General features: G+C 66.1%; 14 protein-coding genes. 7 read left to right on the forward strand and 7 right to left on the reverse strand.

Translation table 11 applies throughout. From position 1 onward, the window contains the following. A complete protein-coding gene (locus ACUH78_RS09700) occupies positions 1–405 on the reverse strand; it encodes an FKBP-type peptidyl-prolyl cis-trans isomerase (protein ID WP_445333346.1) in 405 nt (134 codons plus the stop codon). Between the two features lie 189 nt (positions 406–594). Next, positions 595–3,216, reverse strand: a complete 2,622-nt coding sequence (gene alaS / locus ACUH78_RS09705; protein ID WP_445333347.1) for an alanine--tRNA ligase — start codon at positions 3,214–3,216, stop codon at positions 595–597. Positions 3,217–3,370: 154 nt separating this feature from the next. Between alaS and ACUH78_RS09710 the strand changes: the two genes are divergently transcribed. Beyond that, positions 3,371–3,922: a cob(I)yrinic acid a,c-diamide adenosyltransferase gene (locus ACUH78_RS09710; RefSeq protein ID WP_418364977.1), complete on the forward strand. Its 552-nt coding sequence runs from the start codon at positions 3,371–3,373 to the stop codon at positions 3,920–3,922. Positions 3,923–3,972: 50 nt separating this feature from the next. Here the strand turns inward: ACUH78_RS09710 and dinB are convergent, their stop codons facing one another. Further along, positions 3,973–5,049, reverse strand: coding sequence for a DNA polymerase IV (dinB, locus tag ACUH78_RS09715; protein ID WP_445333348.1), 1,077 nt, complete (start codon positions 5,047–5,049; stop codon positions 3,973–3,975). Positions 5,050–5,164: 115 nt separating this feature from the next. Next, positions 5,165–6,247, reverse strand: a complete 1,083-nt coding sequence (gene aroG, locus ACUH78_RS09720) for a 3-deoxy-7-phosphoheptulonate synthase AroG (RefSeq protein ID WP_445333349.1) — start codon at positions 6,245–6,247, stop codon at positions 5,165–5,167. 198 nt (positions 6,248–6,445) lie between these two features. Between aroG and msrP the strand changes: the two genes are divergently transcribed. Beyond that, complete coding sequence (gene msrP / locus ACUH78_RS09725; RefSeq protein WP_445333350.1) at positions 6,446–7,381, forward strand: protein-methionine-sulfoxide reductase catalytic subunit MsrP; 936 nt, start codon at positions 6,446–6,448, stop codon at positions 7,379–7,381. A gap of 24 nt (positions 7,382–7,405) precedes the next feature. Further along, positions 7,406–8,089 (forward strand): protein-methionine-sulfoxide reductase heme-binding subunit MsrQ, encoded by a 684-nt coding sequence (msrQ, locus tag ACUH78_RS09730; protein WP_445333351.1) that lies wholly within the window; start codon positions 7,406–7,408, stop codon positions 8,087–8,089. A 114-nt stretch (positions 8,090–8,203) separates the two neighbouring features. On the opposite strand, the gene ACUH78_RS09735 is transcribed toward msrQ, so the two are convergent. The 3 genes from ACUH78_RS09735 to yjgA all read right to left on the reverse strand — a co-directional run bounded on the left by ACUH78_RS09735 (position 8,204) and on the right by yjgA (position 10,744). Further along, positions 8,204–9,466 (reverse strand): methyltransferase, encoded by a 1,263-nt coding sequence (locus ACUH78_RS09735; protein WP_445333352.1) that lies wholly within the window; start codon positions 9,464–9,466, stop codon positions 8,204–8,206. Between the two features lie 5 nt (positions 9,467–9,471). Further along, a complete protein-coding gene (gene mog / locus ACUH78_RS09740; RefSeq protein ID WP_445333353.1) occupies positions 9,472–10,062 on the reverse strand; it encodes a molybdopterin adenylyltransferase in 591 nt (196 codons plus the stop codon). A 70-nt stretch (positions 10,063–10,132) separates the two neighbouring features. Then, positions 10,133–10,744 (reverse strand): ribosome biogenesis factor YjgA, encoded by a 612-nt coding sequence (yjgA, locus tag ACUH78_RS09745; RefSeq protein WP_418364970.1) that lies wholly within the window; start codon positions 10,742–10,744, stop codon positions 10,133–10,135. A 65-nt stretch (positions 10,745–10,809) separates the two neighbouring features. Here yjgA and pmbA point away from each other — a divergent pair, with 65 nt between their 5' ends. The 4 genes from pmbA to ACUH78_RS09765 all read left to right on the forward strand — a co-directional run bounded on the left by pmbA (position 10,810) and on the right by ACUH78_RS09765 (position 15,276). Further along, positions 10,810–12,156 (forward strand): metalloprotease PmbA, encoded by a 1,347-nt coding sequence (gene pmbA, locus ACUH78_RS09750; RefSeq protein ID WP_445333354.1) that lies wholly within the window; start codon positions 10,810–10,812, stop codon positions 12,154–12,156. 80 nt (positions 12,157–12,236) lie between these two features. Continuing rightward, the gene (locus ACUH78_RS09755; RefSeq protein WP_418364968.1) at positions 12,237–13,340 is read left to right on the forward strand and encodes a TRAP transporter substrate-binding protein; all 1,104 of its coding nucleotides are present in this window, start codon (positions 12,237–12,239) and stop codon (positions 13,338–13,340) included. An 80-nt stretch (positions 13,341–13,420) separates the two neighbouring features. Beyond that, positions 13,421–14,083, forward strand: a complete 663-nt coding sequence (locus tag ACUH78_RS09760) for a histidine phosphatase family protein (RefSeq protein ID WP_445333355.1) — start codon at positions 13,421–13,423, stop codon at positions 14,081–14,083. Positions 14,084–14,193: 110 nt separating this feature from the next. Next, the gene (locus ACUH78_RS09765; protein WP_445333356.1) at positions 14,194–15,276 is read left to right on the forward strand and encodes a TRAP transporter substrate-binding protein; all 1,083 of its coding nucleotides are present in this window, start codon (positions 14,194–14,196) and stop codon (positions 15,274–15,276) included. Positions 15,277–15,394: the final 118 nt, after the last annotated feature.

Consider the following 15,394-nt stretch of genomic DNA (forward strand, 5'->3'; position numbering starts at 1 on the left):
TCAGCGCTTGATCTCAAGCAGTTCGATGACGAAGTTCAGCGTGCTGTCAGGCGGGATGCGGCCAGGCACGCCGCGGCTGCCGTAGGCAGTTTCGGGCGGACATACGATGCGCACCGCGCCGCCCGGCTTCATCTGCTGCAGCACTTCCTGCCAACATGGAATCAACGCTTCGAGCGGCAGCTCGGCCGGGCGACCACGGCTGTAGGAGCTGTCGAACTCCTTGCCGTCAGCGAGCGTGCCCTGGTAATGCACACGCACCACGTCGGCCAGCGTGGGCGACGTACCCGTCTCACCGACGCGGTAGGTCTCGACGGTGACACCCGAAGCCAGGGTCGTAGTTTGTGGACCGGCGGCGAACGCGGCGGTGAACGGAAGCAGGGCAAGAAGGGAAATCGATCGGCGCATGACGAACTCCAAAGGTTCAGATCCTGATGATGGTGTCGGAGTGGCGTGCCACGGGCCGGGCGGCAGGGTGGCCGTTGCAGGCGATGACGATCTCACGCCCCCGGCCCGACTCGATCGCTCCGACCAGGCGGGACAGGGGCAAGACCGCGAAAGCGCAGTTCTCGCGCCCTCGGCACAGCATGCGGATGCTTACAGCTTCCCGGCCACCCAGTCCTTCACCCCCGCCAGCGCCGCCGGCAGGTTCTCCGGCTGGGTGCCACCGGCCTGGGCCATGTCGGGGCGGCCGCCGCCCTTGCCGCCGACCTGCTGCGCGACGAAATTGACCAGCTCGCCGGCCTTGACCTTGCCGGTCTGGTCGGCGGTAACGCCGGCGATCAGGCTGACCTTGCCCTCGCCCACGCTCGCCAGCACGATCGCAGCCGACTTGAGCTTGTCCTTGAGCTTGTCCATGGTGTCGCGCAGGGTGGGCACGTCGGCGCCCTCGAGCACGGCGGCGAGCACCTTGAGGCCACCCACTTCGACCGCCTGGCTCACCAGCTCGTCACCCTGGCTGGCGGCGAGCTTGCCCTTGAGGCGCGCAAGCTCCTTCTCGAGCGCGCGCACGTTGTCGAGGATGCCGGCGACACGCTCGGCGACCTCGTCGGGCTGCACCTTGAGCAGCGCCGACATGCCCTGCACGCGACGCTCCTGCTCCTGGGCGTAGCGCAGCGCGTTCTCGCCGGTAATCGCTTCGACGCGGCGGATGCCGGCGGCGACACCGCCCTCGGCGACGATCTTGAACAGGCCGATGTCTCCGGTGCGCGTGACATGGGTGCCGCCGCACAGCTCCTTGGAGGTGCCGATCGACAGCACGCGCACCTCGTCGGCGTACTTCTCGCCGAACAGCATCATCGCGCCGGACTTCTGTGCCGCTTCCAGCGCCATGACCTCGGCCTGCGTCGCACTGTTGGCGAGGACCTCGCGGTTGACGATCTCCTCGACCTCGCGGATCTCCTCGGCGCTCATCGGCGCGGTGTGAGCGAAGTCGAAACGCGTTTTGTCCGGATCGACGAGCGAGCCCTTCTGCTGCACGTGGGCGCCGAGTACCTCGCGCAAGGCCTTGTGCATCAGGTGGGTGACCGAGTGGTTGCGCGCGGTGGCGGCGCGGGCGGCGACGTCCACCCGGGCGGTCACGCCCTGCCCCACCGAAAGCTTGCCGGTACGCACCACGCCATGATGGCCGAACACCGCGGCCTGGATCTTCTGGGTGTCCTCCACCCCGAAGATGCCCGCGGCGCCACGCAACTCGCCGCGGTCGCCGACCTGGCCGCCGGACTCGGCGTAGAACGGCGTGTGGTCGAGCACGACCACACCCATCTCGCCCTCCAGCAGCTCATTGACCGGTGCGCCGTCCTTGTACAGGGCGAGGATGTTGCCCTTCTCCTCGAGTGCGGTGTAGCCGTGGAAGGTGGTCTCGGGCCCCTCGTACTCCAGATTGGCGGCCATCTTGAACTTGCCGGCGGCACGCGCCTGCTCCTTCTGCCGCGCCATCGCAGCATCGAAGGCGGCGGCGTCCACGGTCACATCGCGCTCGCGGCAGATGTCGGCGGTGAGGTCTAGCGGGAAGCCGTAGGTGTCGTGGAGCTTGAAGGCGGTATCGCCGTCGAAGACCTTGTTACCCGCCTTCTCCATCGCGGCGAGCTCGGCCTCGACGATCGCCATGCCGTTCTCGATGGTGGCGAAGAAGCGCTCTTCCTCCTGGCGCAGCACGTCCATGATGCGGCGCTCGCCATCCTTGAGCTCGGGATAGGCGCTGCCCATCTCGCCGACCAGGTCCGGCACCAGCTTGTGGAAGAAGGCAGCGCGCGCGCCGAGCTTGTAGCCGTGGCGGATGGCACGGCGGATGATGCGGCGCAGCACGTAGCCGCGGCCTTCGTTGCCCGGGATCACGCCGTCGGCGATCAGGAAGGAACAGGCGCGGATGTGGTCGGCGAGTACCTTTAGCGAGGGCGATTCCATGTCGGCGGCCGAGGTTTCACGCGCCGCGGCCTTGATCAGCGCCTGGAAGAGGTCGATCTCGTAGTTGGCATGCACGTGCTGCAGCACCGCCGAAATGCGCTCGAGGCCCATGCCGGTATCGACGGAGGGCTTGGGCAGCGGATGCATCACACCCTGCTCGTCGCGGTTGAACTGCATGAACACGTTGTTCCAGATCTCGATGTAGCGGTCGCCGTCTTCCTCAGGCGATCCCGGGGGGCCGCCCCAGAGGTGCTCGCCGTGGTCGTAGAAGATCTCGGTGCACGGGCCGCAAGGTCCCGTATCGCCCATCATCCAGAAGTTGTCCGAGGCGTAGCGCGCGCCCTTGTTGTCGCCGATGCGGATCACCCGCTCCGCCGGTACGCCGACTTCCTTGGTCCAGATGTCGTAGGCCTCGTCATCCTCGGCGTACACCGTGACCCAGAGCTTGTCCTTGGGCAGCTTGAAGACCTCGGTGAGCAGCTCCCAGGCGTACGAAATCGCGTCGCGCTTGAAGTAGTCACCGAAGCTGAAGTTGCCCAGCATCTCGAAGAAGGTGTGATGGCGCGCGGTGTAGCCGACGTTCTCGAGGTCGTTGTGCTTGCCGCCGGCGCGCACGCATTTCTGCGAGGTGGTGGCGCGGGTGTAGGCGCGCTTGTCGAAGCCGAGGAACACGTCCTTGAACTGGTTCATGCCGGCGTTGGTGAACAGCAGCGTCGGATCCTCGTGCGGCACGAGCGAGCTGGAGGCCACGATCTGGTGGCCCTTGGATTCGAAGAACTTGAGGAAGGCGTCGCGGATTTCGGCGGATTTCATGGAAGTTTGCGTGTTTTCTGGACGGGATGCCCTGGCTGCAGGCGAATGCGCAAGTTTATCATGAGCTTAAGCGCACCAATTGCCGCCCCGCGGAGCGCCAGCCTTCGCCTATAATTGACGCGAACGTCAACCAACAACGGGACACGAGCACACCATGGGTAACCGCCTCTCCAAGATCTACACCCGCACCGGCGACGCCGGCACCACTGGCCTGGGCGACGGCAAGCGCGTCTCCAAGAACAGCCTGCGCATCCACGCGCTGGGCGAGGTCGACGAGACAAACGCCATCGTCGGCCTGCTGCTGTGCGAGGAGTTGCCCGAGGACGTGCGTGCCCTACTCACAGACGTGCAGCACGACCTGTTCGACCTCGGCGGCGAGGTGTGCATCCCGGGCATGAGCATGATCACCGACAAGCAGGTGACCCACCTGGAAGAAGAGCTCGACCGCTTCAACGAGGACCTCGAGCCGCTCAAGGACTTCATCCTGCCCGGCGGCACCCGTGCCGCGGCCTATGCCCACCACGCCCGCACGGTGTGCCGCCGCGCCGAGCGCGCACTGGTCGCGCTGGCGCTGGAAGAGGCCGTCAATGACGCTCCGCGCCAGTACCTCAACCGCCTTTCCGATCTACTTTTCGTGCTCGGCCGCGTGCTCAACCGTGCCGGCGGGCGCGGCGACGTGCTGTGGCAGAAGCGCAAGAACGCCTGAGCAAACCCGATCCCGGCCGCGCGGCCACACCAGCCGGAAGGTCCGCGCGCTCAGGATTCGAACAGCGAACCCTGCAGCACATCGGTGCCCCCCTCGACCCGCTCGCCGAAGCGCACCCCCACGCCCAGCAGCCGGACGGGCATCGCACCCCGCGCATGCGCCTCGTCGAGCAGCCGCAGCCATGTGGTCTCTTCCGGGGCACTGCTCACGCACTCGGCCGTGGTACGGCTGAAATCCGCAAAACGCACCTTCACGAAAACCTTGTGTACCGGCGGTCGGTCGCGCGCGCGCTCGAAGCGGCGGCTGAAATCCGCGAGCAGTTCCAGCAGCGCTGCACGGCAGGCGGGCAGATCGCGCAGGTCGGGCGTGTAGGTGGTCTCCACTGACAGCGACTTGCGCGCGCGATCGGGCTGCACCGGGCGCTCATCGATGCCGCGGCACAGCCGGTACAGGCTGGCGCCGAAGCTGCCGAACGCATGGGTCAGGTCGGCTGCGCTCCAGGCGCGCAGATCACCGCAGGTGCGCACGCCGAGTCCATTGAGCTTCGCCGCCGTAACCTTGCCGACGCCGAAGATCTTCTTTACCGGCAGCGCGGCCACGAAGGCGTCGACGTCCTGCGGACGCACGACGAACTGTCCGTCGGGCTTGTTCCAGTCGCTCGCCACCTTGGCGATGAACTTGTTGGGCGCGATGCCGGCCGAGGCGGTGATGCCCACCTCGTCGCGGATGCGTTCGCGAATTTCCTGGGCCATCAGCGAAGCCGAGCCGTGGCAGCGGTCCACGCCGGTGACATCCAGATAAGCCTCGTCGAGCGACAAGGGCTCGACCAGAGGCGTGTAGTCGCGATAGATGGCGAGGATTCGGCGCGAGGCCTCCCGATAGCGATCGAAGTCGGGCGGTAGCAGGATCAGCTGCGGGCACAGCTTCAAGGCCCGTGCCGTGGGCATCGCCGAATGCACGCCGAAGGCACGCGCCTCGTAGTTGCAGGTGGCGATCACGCCGCGCGTCTCCGCACGCCCGCCCACCGCGAGCGGCCTGCCGCGCAGGGCCGGGTCGTCGCGCATCTCGACCGAGGCGTAGAAGCAGTCGCAGTCGCAATGGATGATCTTGCGCGTGGGTTCTCTCATGCGCGCAGCCGTACGGGGAAAGGCGGGCCGGAGATCGAGCGCGGCACCGGCCGCCGTAAGTTGAAAGGGCCTGCACGTGGCAGGCCCCAGTAGCGCTCGTCGGCGCGGCAGCCGGTCAGAACTCGGCGGCGCGCTTGATGCGACGCTGGCGCACGCCCTCGGCAAGCGTTTCGAGGACGTCGATGCTGTCTTCCCAGCCGATGCAGGCGTCGGTGATGCTCTTGCCGTACTCGAGCGCCTTGCCCGGCACGAGGTCCTGACGCCCCTCCTTGAGGTGCGACTCGACCATCACCCCCATGATGCGGTCCTCGCCCTCGGCAAGCTGTGCGGCAACGTTCTCCGCGACCTCGATCTGCAGGCGGTGCTGCTTGCGGCTGTTGCCATGCGAGAAGTCGACCATGACCTTGTTGCACACCCCCGCTTCGGCGAGCGCCTTGGAAGCCGTATCGACGCTGACTGCATCGAAATTGGGCTCCTTGCCGCCGCGCAGGATCGCGTGGCAATCCTCATTGCCGCGCGTTGACACGATGGCCGAGTGACCGGCCTTGGTCACCGACAGGAAGTGGTGCGGCGCCTGTGCCGCCTTGATCGCGTCGGCCGCGATGCGCAGGTTGCCGTCGGTGCCGTTCTTGAACCCGACCGGGCACGACAGGCCCGATGCGAGTTCGCGGTGCACCTGGCTTTCGGTGGTGCGCGCACCGATCGCGCCCCAGGAGATCAGGTCGCCAATGTATTGCGGGGTGATCATGTCGAGGAACTCGGTGCCCGCCGGCAGGCCAAGCTCGTTGATCTCCCACAGCAGCTTGCGCGCCAACCGCACGCCGTCGTTGATGCGGAAGCTGTTATCGAGGCCGGGATCGTTGATCAGCCCTTTCCAGCCCACCGTGGTGCGCGGCTTCTCGAAGTAGACCCGCATGACGATGAGCAGATCGCCACTCAGCCGCTCGGCCTCCGCCTTGAGCTTGTTGGCGTACTCGATCGCCGCCTCCGGATCGTGGATCGAGCACGGCCCGATCACCACCAGCAGCCGGTCGTCCGCGCCGTAGAGGATGCGATGGATCGCCTGCCGCGCCTCGTACGCGACTTCCGCGGCCTTCGGGGTCGCGGGAAACTCGCGCAGCACATGCGCAGGCGGCACCAGCTCCTTGATCTCCTGGATACGGACGTCGTCGATATGCACCTTGATGGAGGCGGTCATGCTTGGCCTTTGCTCGAAACTTTGCGGGGAAGTCGATTTTAGCGGAAAGCGGGCGGGCACTGGGCAACGCGCCCCCTATCGGCATGATGCAATGAACCGATCGAAGTTTCGATCGTCTGTTCGTACACTGCACGCGGCGCCACGACGCATGACGCCCGGCATCTTCAAACGCACGCCCCAACCCGGAGAACCCCGACCATGCTGATCAAGAAGCCGGCCGACATCCTGCCTTCCGAAATCACCCCACAGGCCCTTTTCGCACGCCGGCGTGAATTCCTGACCCGCAGCGGCGCGGGCCTGATCGCGGGCGCAGCCGCGTGGCACGGCATCCCGGGCATGGCCCACGCCGCGACGAAGCTGCACACCCAGCCCTCGGTGCTGAGCACGTCCGAGGAACCCACGCCCTACGATGCGCTGACGACCTACAACAACTTCTACGAGTTTGGCACCGCCAAGGGCGATCCGGCCGCGAACGCGCACCGCATGCAGGTGCGCCCGTGGACGGTGCGCGTGGAGGGCCTCGTCGGCAAGCCGCGCAACTTCGACATCGATGACCTGCTCAAGCTTGCCCCGCTGGAGGAGCGCATCTACCGCCTGCGCTGCGTCGAGGCCTGGTCCATGGTGGTACCCTGGGTCGGCTTCCCGCTCGCCGCGCTGCTGAAGGAAGTGGAACCGCTGGGCAGCGCGAAGTATGTCGAATTCGTCACCCACTACGACCCCAAAGTGATGAATACGGACGTCATCGACTGGCCTTACACCGAAGGCTTGCGTCTGGACGAAGCGCTGCATCCGCTGACCATCCTTTCCGTCGGCCTTTATGGTGAGGTGCTGCCGAACCAGAACGGTGCACCGATCCGTCTGGTCGTGCCGTGGAAATACGGATTCAAGAGTGCCAAATCCATCGTCACCATCCGCCTCACGGAAACGGAGCCGGCCACCGCCTGGAACAAGTTCGCACCGCAGGAATATGGCTTCTATTCCAACGTGAACCCGCAGGTGCGCCACCCGCGCTGGAGCCAGCACAGCGAGCGCCGGATCGGCGAGGTACGCAAGCGCCCCACGCAGATGTTCAACGGCTATGCCGACCAGGTCGCCGGCCTGTATCAGGGCATGGACCTGAAAAAATTCTACTGAGCAGCACTGCGCTCCACCCAAGCGATGACCCTCTCTCTCAAGGCACCCTCCGCGGGCCTGATCGTAGCCGTCAAGACTCTCCTCTTCATCCTCTGCCTGCTGCCCGCGATCCATCTCGCGCTCGGCTGGCAGGCGAACACGCTCGGCGCCAACCCGATCGAGACGCTCACCCACGCCACGGGCGAGTGGGCCTTGCGCCTGCTGCTGATCACGCTGGCGGTGACTCCGCTGCGCCGCCTCAGCGGCCTGCACTGGCTGCTGCGCCTGCGCCGCATGCTGGGGTTGTTCGCGTTCGCCTATGCACTGGCCCACTTCGCGATCTACCTGTGGCTGGACCAGTTCTTCGACGTGAACGCAATTGCACTCGACATCCTCGACCGGCCCTTCATCACCGTCGGCTTCGCGGCTTTCGTGCTGATGATCCCGCTCGCCGCCACCTCGAACAGCTTTGCCATCCGTCGCCTCGGCGGGCGCCGATGGCAGTCGCTGCACCGCTCCACCTACGCGGTCGCGATCTTCGCGGTTGTGCACTTCTGGTGGCTGGTGAAGGCGGACATCAGCGAGCCGCTGCTCTATGCGAGCATCCTCGCCGTGCTGCTCGGTCTGCGCGCCTGGTGGCGCGAGGTCGAGCGTCGGCGGCAGCTCTCGGTGCCGCCGACGGCGAAACATCTGGAAAAGAAGGTGATCCGACTGGTGCCGCGACAGTAGGTTTTCCTTGCTTCCGGGGGCATTTATCTGCGCCCGGGAAGACGGAAAACCGTTTCCCGCAGGGTCGCTCGAAGCGAAGGTGCCGCTGTGCGGTGCGCTGAGCGGATTCCGCGTTCAGCGCTCCGCGACGCCCAAGCGCCAGAGCGAGGTTGTTTCCGCTGCACGCGCCGCATGCAGCGGATCTTCGGCGTCGGCCACCTTGCGGTGGCGCGGACGGATGTCCTCGCGGCCGAGCACGCGCAATCCGGCAGCGTCTATCCAGCCCAGGAGCTCGACACGGCTGCGCAGCCCGAGGTGTTCGGCGAGATCGGACAGGATCAGCCAGCCCTCCCCGCCCTCCTCGAGGTGTTCCGCCAAACCGGCGAGGAAACCGCGCAGCATGCGACTGTCGGGGTCGTAGACAGCGTGTTCGATCGCAGCGCTCGGCTTGGCCGGCACCCAGGGCGGGTTGCACACCACCAGCGGCGCCCGACCGGGCGGAAAGAGATCGGTCAGCAGCAACTCGATGCGACCCGTGGGCGCTTGATGGGCAGCAGAGGTCGCGCTCGAATCAGCACCGCAGGGGCTGTCCTGCTGCGCAGCCTCCGCCAGCAGGCCGAGGCGGGCGAGGTTCTCCTGCGCGCAGCCCAGCGCGCGCGGCGACACGTCGGTGGCCACCACGCGCGACACCCCGCGGCGCGCGAGCAACGCGGCGATGACGCCGGTGCCGGTGCCGATGTCGAAGGCTTGCGTCTTCGCGGGCAGGCGCGCGCGCGCGATCAGGTCGAGGTACTCACCGCGGATCGGCGAATACACGCCGTACCAGGGGTGGATCCGCGCACCGAGCAGCGGGATGTCCACGCCCTTGCGCCGCCACTCGTGCGCACCGACGAGACCGAGCAGTTCGCGCAGCGACATCACGAAGGGCGCCGCCGCCAGATCCCCATCGGGCGTGCCGGACACGGCCTCGGCGACGACCTCAAGCACCTCGGGCGCACGCCGCAGCGGAATGCGCCCACCGACCTCGAAGGGAATCAACAGCATGCCCAGCGTGCGTGCGCGCTGCGCCTGCGCCATGCGGTGGAGGTGGAAGGCCTGCGCAGGCGAAACAGGCTGCTTGCCCCGCTTGCCTGCCTTGCCCTGCTTGCGCGGGCGGGCGTCGGCGCGGCGCGCCATGGCCTGCAGCAACTGGCGGGCGTTGTGATAGTCGCCGCGCCACAGCAGCGCAGTGCCCTCACAGGCCAGCCGCCAGGCTGTGTCAGCCTTGGTGGTGTCATCCGCGACCACCACGCGGCGTGGCGGCGCCTGGCCGCTTTCGGAGCGCCAGCGTGCGCTGCAAGCACGCACGCCGCCGTCTTCAGCCACCTCTTCCCAGAACAGTTCGGTCGGCGTGCTCACCGTCTTCAGGCCTGCTTCGGCCGAATTGCGTGCTTGGGGCGGAACGCCTTGATCACTGCGCCATCCGTCTCGATGTACGGGCCGCCAACGAGGTCGATGCAGTAGGGCACCGCGGCAAAGATGCCAACATGACGCACGCTGCCGTCGGCATCACGCACGCCCTCGAGCGTCTCGCGGATCGACTTGGGCTGGCCCGGAAGGTTGATGATCAGGCACTTGCCGCGGATCACCGCGACCTGGCGCGACAGGATGGCAGTGGGCACGAAGTTGAGGCTGATGCGGCGCATCTCCTCGCCGAAGCCGGGCATCTCCTTGTCACCGATGGCAAGGGTCGCTTCGGGCGTCACGTCGCGTACCGCCGGGCCGGTGCCGCCGGTGGTGAGCACCAGGTTGCAGCCAACATCGTCGACGAGCTCGACGAGGGTGCGCTCGATCCGCGCCCGCTCGTCGGGGATCAGGCGGGTCTCGGCTGCCCACGGCGAGGTGAGCGCCCTCCCCAGCCAGTCCTTCAGCGCTGGGATGCCCTGGTCTTCGTACGTGCCGTCCGAGGCGCGGTCGCTGATCGACACCAGGCCGATGCGGATGTGTTCACTCATGGAATCGCTCTCTGTGGTTCTTGTGCCTGAAGGTCTGTGCGGCACACTGCGCGGCAGTCAGCCGCATTGTTCATGCCTGTGGCGGTGCATCCTCGTCGACATCGTCGCCCATCGGCAGCCCGAGCACGGCGAGTTCTTCCTCGGCGGCCTCCTGTGCCGCCTGCAGATCACGCAGCACGCGGAAAATCTCACGGAAGGACTTGGGCGGCTTCGCCGCCTCGCGCTCCTTGAGCGCATTGCGGCGCAGGGTGCGCAGGTACTGCAGGTCGGCCTCGGGCCAGGTCTCGGCGATGGTACCGATGGTCTGCTCGTCTGCCAGCAGTTGCTCTCGCAGGCGCTCGAGACGGTGCATCTTCGCCACTTCGGCAGCCGAGTTGCCGGCGAAGATCTCCAGCTGAGCCTGGATGGGCTCGGGGTCGATCTTGCGCATGAGCTTGCCGATGTACTGCAACTGGCGGCGGCGGGCTTCCATCTTGAAGCCCTGCGCGGCGCGGATGGCCTCGTACAGGGTTTCGGGCAACGGCACCTTCTTGAGTCGCTCGGGCGAGAGCGCAACAAGCTGCTCGCCGAGGTCCTGCAGCGCCTGCATCTCGCGCTTGCGGCTGCTCTTGCTCGGCGGTTCAAGGAAGTCGTCTTCGGATTCGGGTTCTGCTTGGCCGTGGCGGCGCGATTCTGAGCGCATTGCGTGCGTGGGGGGCTGGCTTGATCGGGTTAAGATTATAGCCTTTGCACGCAGACGACCCCTCCATGTCCAGTCAAGGCTTTTCCTTCTCGCAGGCACATCTCGCGGAGATCGCCGGCGACATCCTGAAGCACGCGAAGAAGCTCGGCGCATCGGCCTGCGAGACCGACGTATCGGAGGGCTTCGGCCAGTCCGTTGCGGTCCGTCGGAGCGAAGTCGACACGATCGAGTACAACCGCGACAAGGGCGTCGGCGTCACCGTCTATCTCGGTCAGCAACGCGGCTACGCGAGCACCTCCGATTTCTCGAAGAAGGCACTCAAGGCCACAGTCGAGGCAGCCATCTCGATCGCCCGCTTCACGGCCCCCGACCCCTGCGCAGGGCTGGCCGATGCAGCGCTGATGGCACGAACGAAGAAGCTTCCGGAGCTCGACCTCTTCCATCCCTGGGCGATCGACGTCGCGGAAGCGATCGAACTCGCGCGCCGCTGCGAGGAATCGGCCTTCGCGGTGAGCCCGAAGATCACCAACTCCGAAGGCGCGAACACATCGATCCAGCAGTCGCATTTCGTTTCGGCCAACAGCCACGGCTTCGTGGGCGGCTACGCCACCACACGTCACGGCCTGTCCTGCTCGGTGATCGCCGGAGAGGGCGACGGCATGCAGCGCGAGTTCTGGTACGACGCCCGCCGCGACCCCGCCGAATTGCTGTCGCCCGAAGAGATCGGCCGGGTGGCCGGCGAGCGCGCGCTCGCTCGCCTGGGCGCGAAGAAGATCCGCACCTGCGAGGTACCGGTGATCTTCGAGGCACCGCTCGCGGTGTCTCTGGTGGGCAATTTCGTGCAGGCAGCCAGCGGCGGCGCGCTCTATCGCAAGGCAAGCTTCCTGCTCGACAGCCTCGGCCAGCCGCTTTTTCCGGCAACGGTAAACATCTCCGAGCGCCCTCACCTGCGCAAGGCATTCGGCTCCAGCCCCTTCGACAGCGACGGCGTCGCCACCCGTGACCGCGAGGTGGTCCGCGACGGCGTGCTGGAAGGGTATTTCCTGTCCGCGTACTCCGCCCGCAAGCTGGGCATGCAGACCACCGGCAACGCCGGCGGCTCCCACAACCTGATCGTGCACCCCGGGGAGCACGATCTCGCCAGCCTGATCCGGCAGATGGACCGGGGCCTGCTCGTGACCGAACTCCTCGGCCACGGCGTGAATTACGTAACGGGCGACTACTCGCGTGGCGCGGCAGGCTTCTGGGTCGAAAAAGGCCGCATCAAGCATGCGGTCGAGGAGGTGACCATTGCCGGCAACCTGCGAGAGATGTTCCGCAGCATCGTCGCCATTGGCAAGGATGCCCTGCCGCGCAGCGCCAAGCAGTGCGGCTCGGTGCTGATCGAGCACATGAAGGTGGCCGGTCGCTGAAACCAGCGCATGCAAATCCCGGAAGCAGACGCGGGTCTATATAATCGTCTGCGCATTCAACACACCCGCAAGGAGATAACGTGGAACGTCGCTCATTCCTCAAGAAGGCAGGCGCCAGCCTGGCCGCTGGCGCTGCCGGCGCAGCCTCGACGGCAGCCATCGCCGCCCCCGCAGTCCAGACCGGCCTGCCCGAGATCAAGTGGCGAATGACCTCGAGCTTCCCCAAGAGCATCGACACGCTGATGGGCAGCGCCGACCTGCTCGCGAACCGCCTGCGCGAGATCACCGGCGGCAAGTTCGACATCCGCGTTTATCCGGCCGGCGAACTGCTGCCGGGCATGCAGGCGCTGGACGCGGTGCAGCAGGGCACCGTCGAGATGTGCCACACCTGCTCCTACTACTACACCGGCAAGGACAAGGCCTTCGGCTTTGGCACCGCCATTCCCTTCGGCCTCAACGCGCGCCAGATGGACGCCTGGATCATCGCCGGCGGCGGTCAGGAACTGCTCGACGAGTTCTACAGCAACTACAACGTCTACTCTTTCCTCGGCGGCAACACCGGCGTGCAGATGGGTGGCTGGTTCCGCAAGCAGATCAACACGGTCGATGACGTCAAGGGCCTGAAATTCCGCATCCCTGGCATCGGCGGCGAGATCCTCGCGCGCATGGGTGCGATTCCGCAGCAGTTGGGCGCGGGCGACATTTACGCCGCGCTGGAGAAGGGCACCATCGACGCTGCCGAGTTCGTCGCCCCGTACGACGACGAGAAGCTGGGCTTCCACAAGGTCGCGCCCTACTACTACGCCCCGGGTTTCTGGGAGCCGGGGCCTGCGGTTCACTTCTATGTGAACAAGCAGGAATGGGAGAAGCTGCCCGCGGAGTACCAGGCCGCCTTCCGCGCCGCCGCGCGCGAAGCGCACATCCTGATGACCGCCAGCTACGACCACAAGAATCCGCAGGCCCTCGCCCGCCTGCTCGCGCAGGGCGTCAAGCTGCAGCGCTTCTCGAACGAGATCATGCAGAAGGCGTACGAGATCAGCCAGGAACTGTACGACGAAGAGTCGGCGAAGAACCCGGCATGGAAGAAGATCTACACCGAGTTCGTCAAGTACCGCCAGTCGCAGAACGCCTGGTTCGGCGTGGCTGAAGCGACCTACGACCGCTTCATGCAGTCGGTGCGCTGAGCTTCGCCGCTCCCGGCATCCGCAGCACCCGAGGAGCCCCGCGCGGGCTCCTCCTTTTTTCGCACGCCCCGAGTCCCTACATGCACGCCTCGCCCCTCACCGCATCAAGCTGCCGTCTCTGCCTCGTGCGTCACGGCGAAACCGCCTGGAACGCGGAACGCCGGCTGCAGGGACATCTGGACGTTCCACTCAATCCGCTCGGCCACCGCCAGGCCGAAGCCACCGCGATGCGCCTCGGCAGCCTTCGCTTCGCCGCGCTCTACAGCAGCGATCTCTGCCGCGCACAACAGACGGCGACCGCGGTCGCCAACAGCCATGGCCTGGCCGTCGTCACGGAGCCGCGCCTGCGGGAGCGTCATTACGGACTGTTTCAGGGACTCACCTACGATGAGGCCGAGCGCCTGCACCCGGACGCGTACCGCAGCTTCGTGCAGCGCGACCCTGGCTTCGCCTTTCCCGAGGGCGGCGAGAGCCTGGAGGACTTCGCCGCGCGGGTGCACAGCGTGCTCGACGAGATCACCGTCCGCCACCCGGGCGAGCAGGTGCTGGTGGTGACCCACGGGGGGGTGCTCGACATCGTGCACCGCATCGCAGCCCGCAAGGACCTGCACGCACCGCGCGATTTTTCCATCCCCAACGCAGCGCTCAACTGGATCGAGCGGACCGACGACCGCTGGCGCTTGTTGCGCTGGGCCGAGCAGACGCACCTCGAAGGCGCTCGCGACGAATTGCCGAACGCATAAAACGCCATATCCATAAAATCCCTCGGATAAGGGTTTTCCTCGGTTTTCGCCAGTACTGGCACGCTCCTTATAATCGGTCGCGGTTGCAAACCAACACCAAAGGAGACATCGTGGAACGTCGCAAATTCATTCAGGGCGCCGGTATGGCCGGCATTCTCGCGACCGGCGCCGCCCCCGCCATCGTGCACGCGCAGGAACAGATCCGCTGGCGCCTCGCGTCAAGCTTCCCGAAGTCGCTCGACACGGTCTTCGGGGCATCGGAGATCTTCGCGAAGAACGTTTCCGACGCGACCGGCGGCAAGTTCAACATCACCGTCTATCCGGCCGGTGAGTTGGTCCCCGCCTTCGGCGTAGTCGACGCCGTGCAACAGGGCACCGTGGAATGCGCTCACACCGCGCCCTACTATTTCTTCGGCAAGGACGAGACCTTCGCACTCGACTGCGCAGTGCCTTTCGGCATGGCCTCGCGTGCGATGACCGCCTGGATGAACGAGGGCGATGGCCTCAAGCTCATGCGCGAGTTCTACGCGCAATACAACATCGTAAACCTGCCCTGCGGTAACACCGGCGCGCAAATGGGCGGCTGGTACCGCAAGGAGATCAACTCGGTCGCCGACATCAACGGCCTGAAGATGCGCATCGGCGGTTTCGGCGGTCGCGTGCTGAGCAAGCTCGGTGCCGTGCCCCAGAACATCCCTGCCGGCGAAATCTACCAGGCGCTGGAGAAAGGCACGATCGACTCCGCGGAGTGGATCGGCCCCTACGACGACCTCAAGCTCGGCCTCTACAAGGTCGCGAAGAACTACTACTTCCCCGCATGGTGGGAAGGCAGCACCCAGTTCTCCGTCTACATCAACGACAAGCAGTGGAACAGCCTGTCCAAGGAGTATCAGGCGATCGTCCAACTCGCGGCAGCCGACGCGCATGTACGTTGCCAGGCGCGCTACGATGGGCGCAACCCGGGCGCACTCAAGCAACTGGTGGCCGAAGGCGCCAAGCTGAACCGCTTCCCGCGTGACGTGATGGATGCCGCCTTCAAGGCATCGCGCGAAGTGTACGAGGAGATCGCGGCGAAAAACCCGAACTGGCAAAAGGTCTTCCCCGACTACTCCCGCTTCATGGCTGACCAGGTGCAGTGGTTTGCGGTCGCCGAAGGCAACTACTCGCAGTACATGGCCGCACAAAAGCTTTAAGATGCGCGGCGCTTCCCGGCTTCTGCGCGGGAAGCGCCCGTTTCTGCATCTTCGACTCCTCGCTGACCGGGCCTGCATCACGCAGCGTCCGGCAGTGTCGTCCGACCACCGCATCCAG

This window comes from Thauera sp. ZXT1-4 (assembly GCF_052598215.2).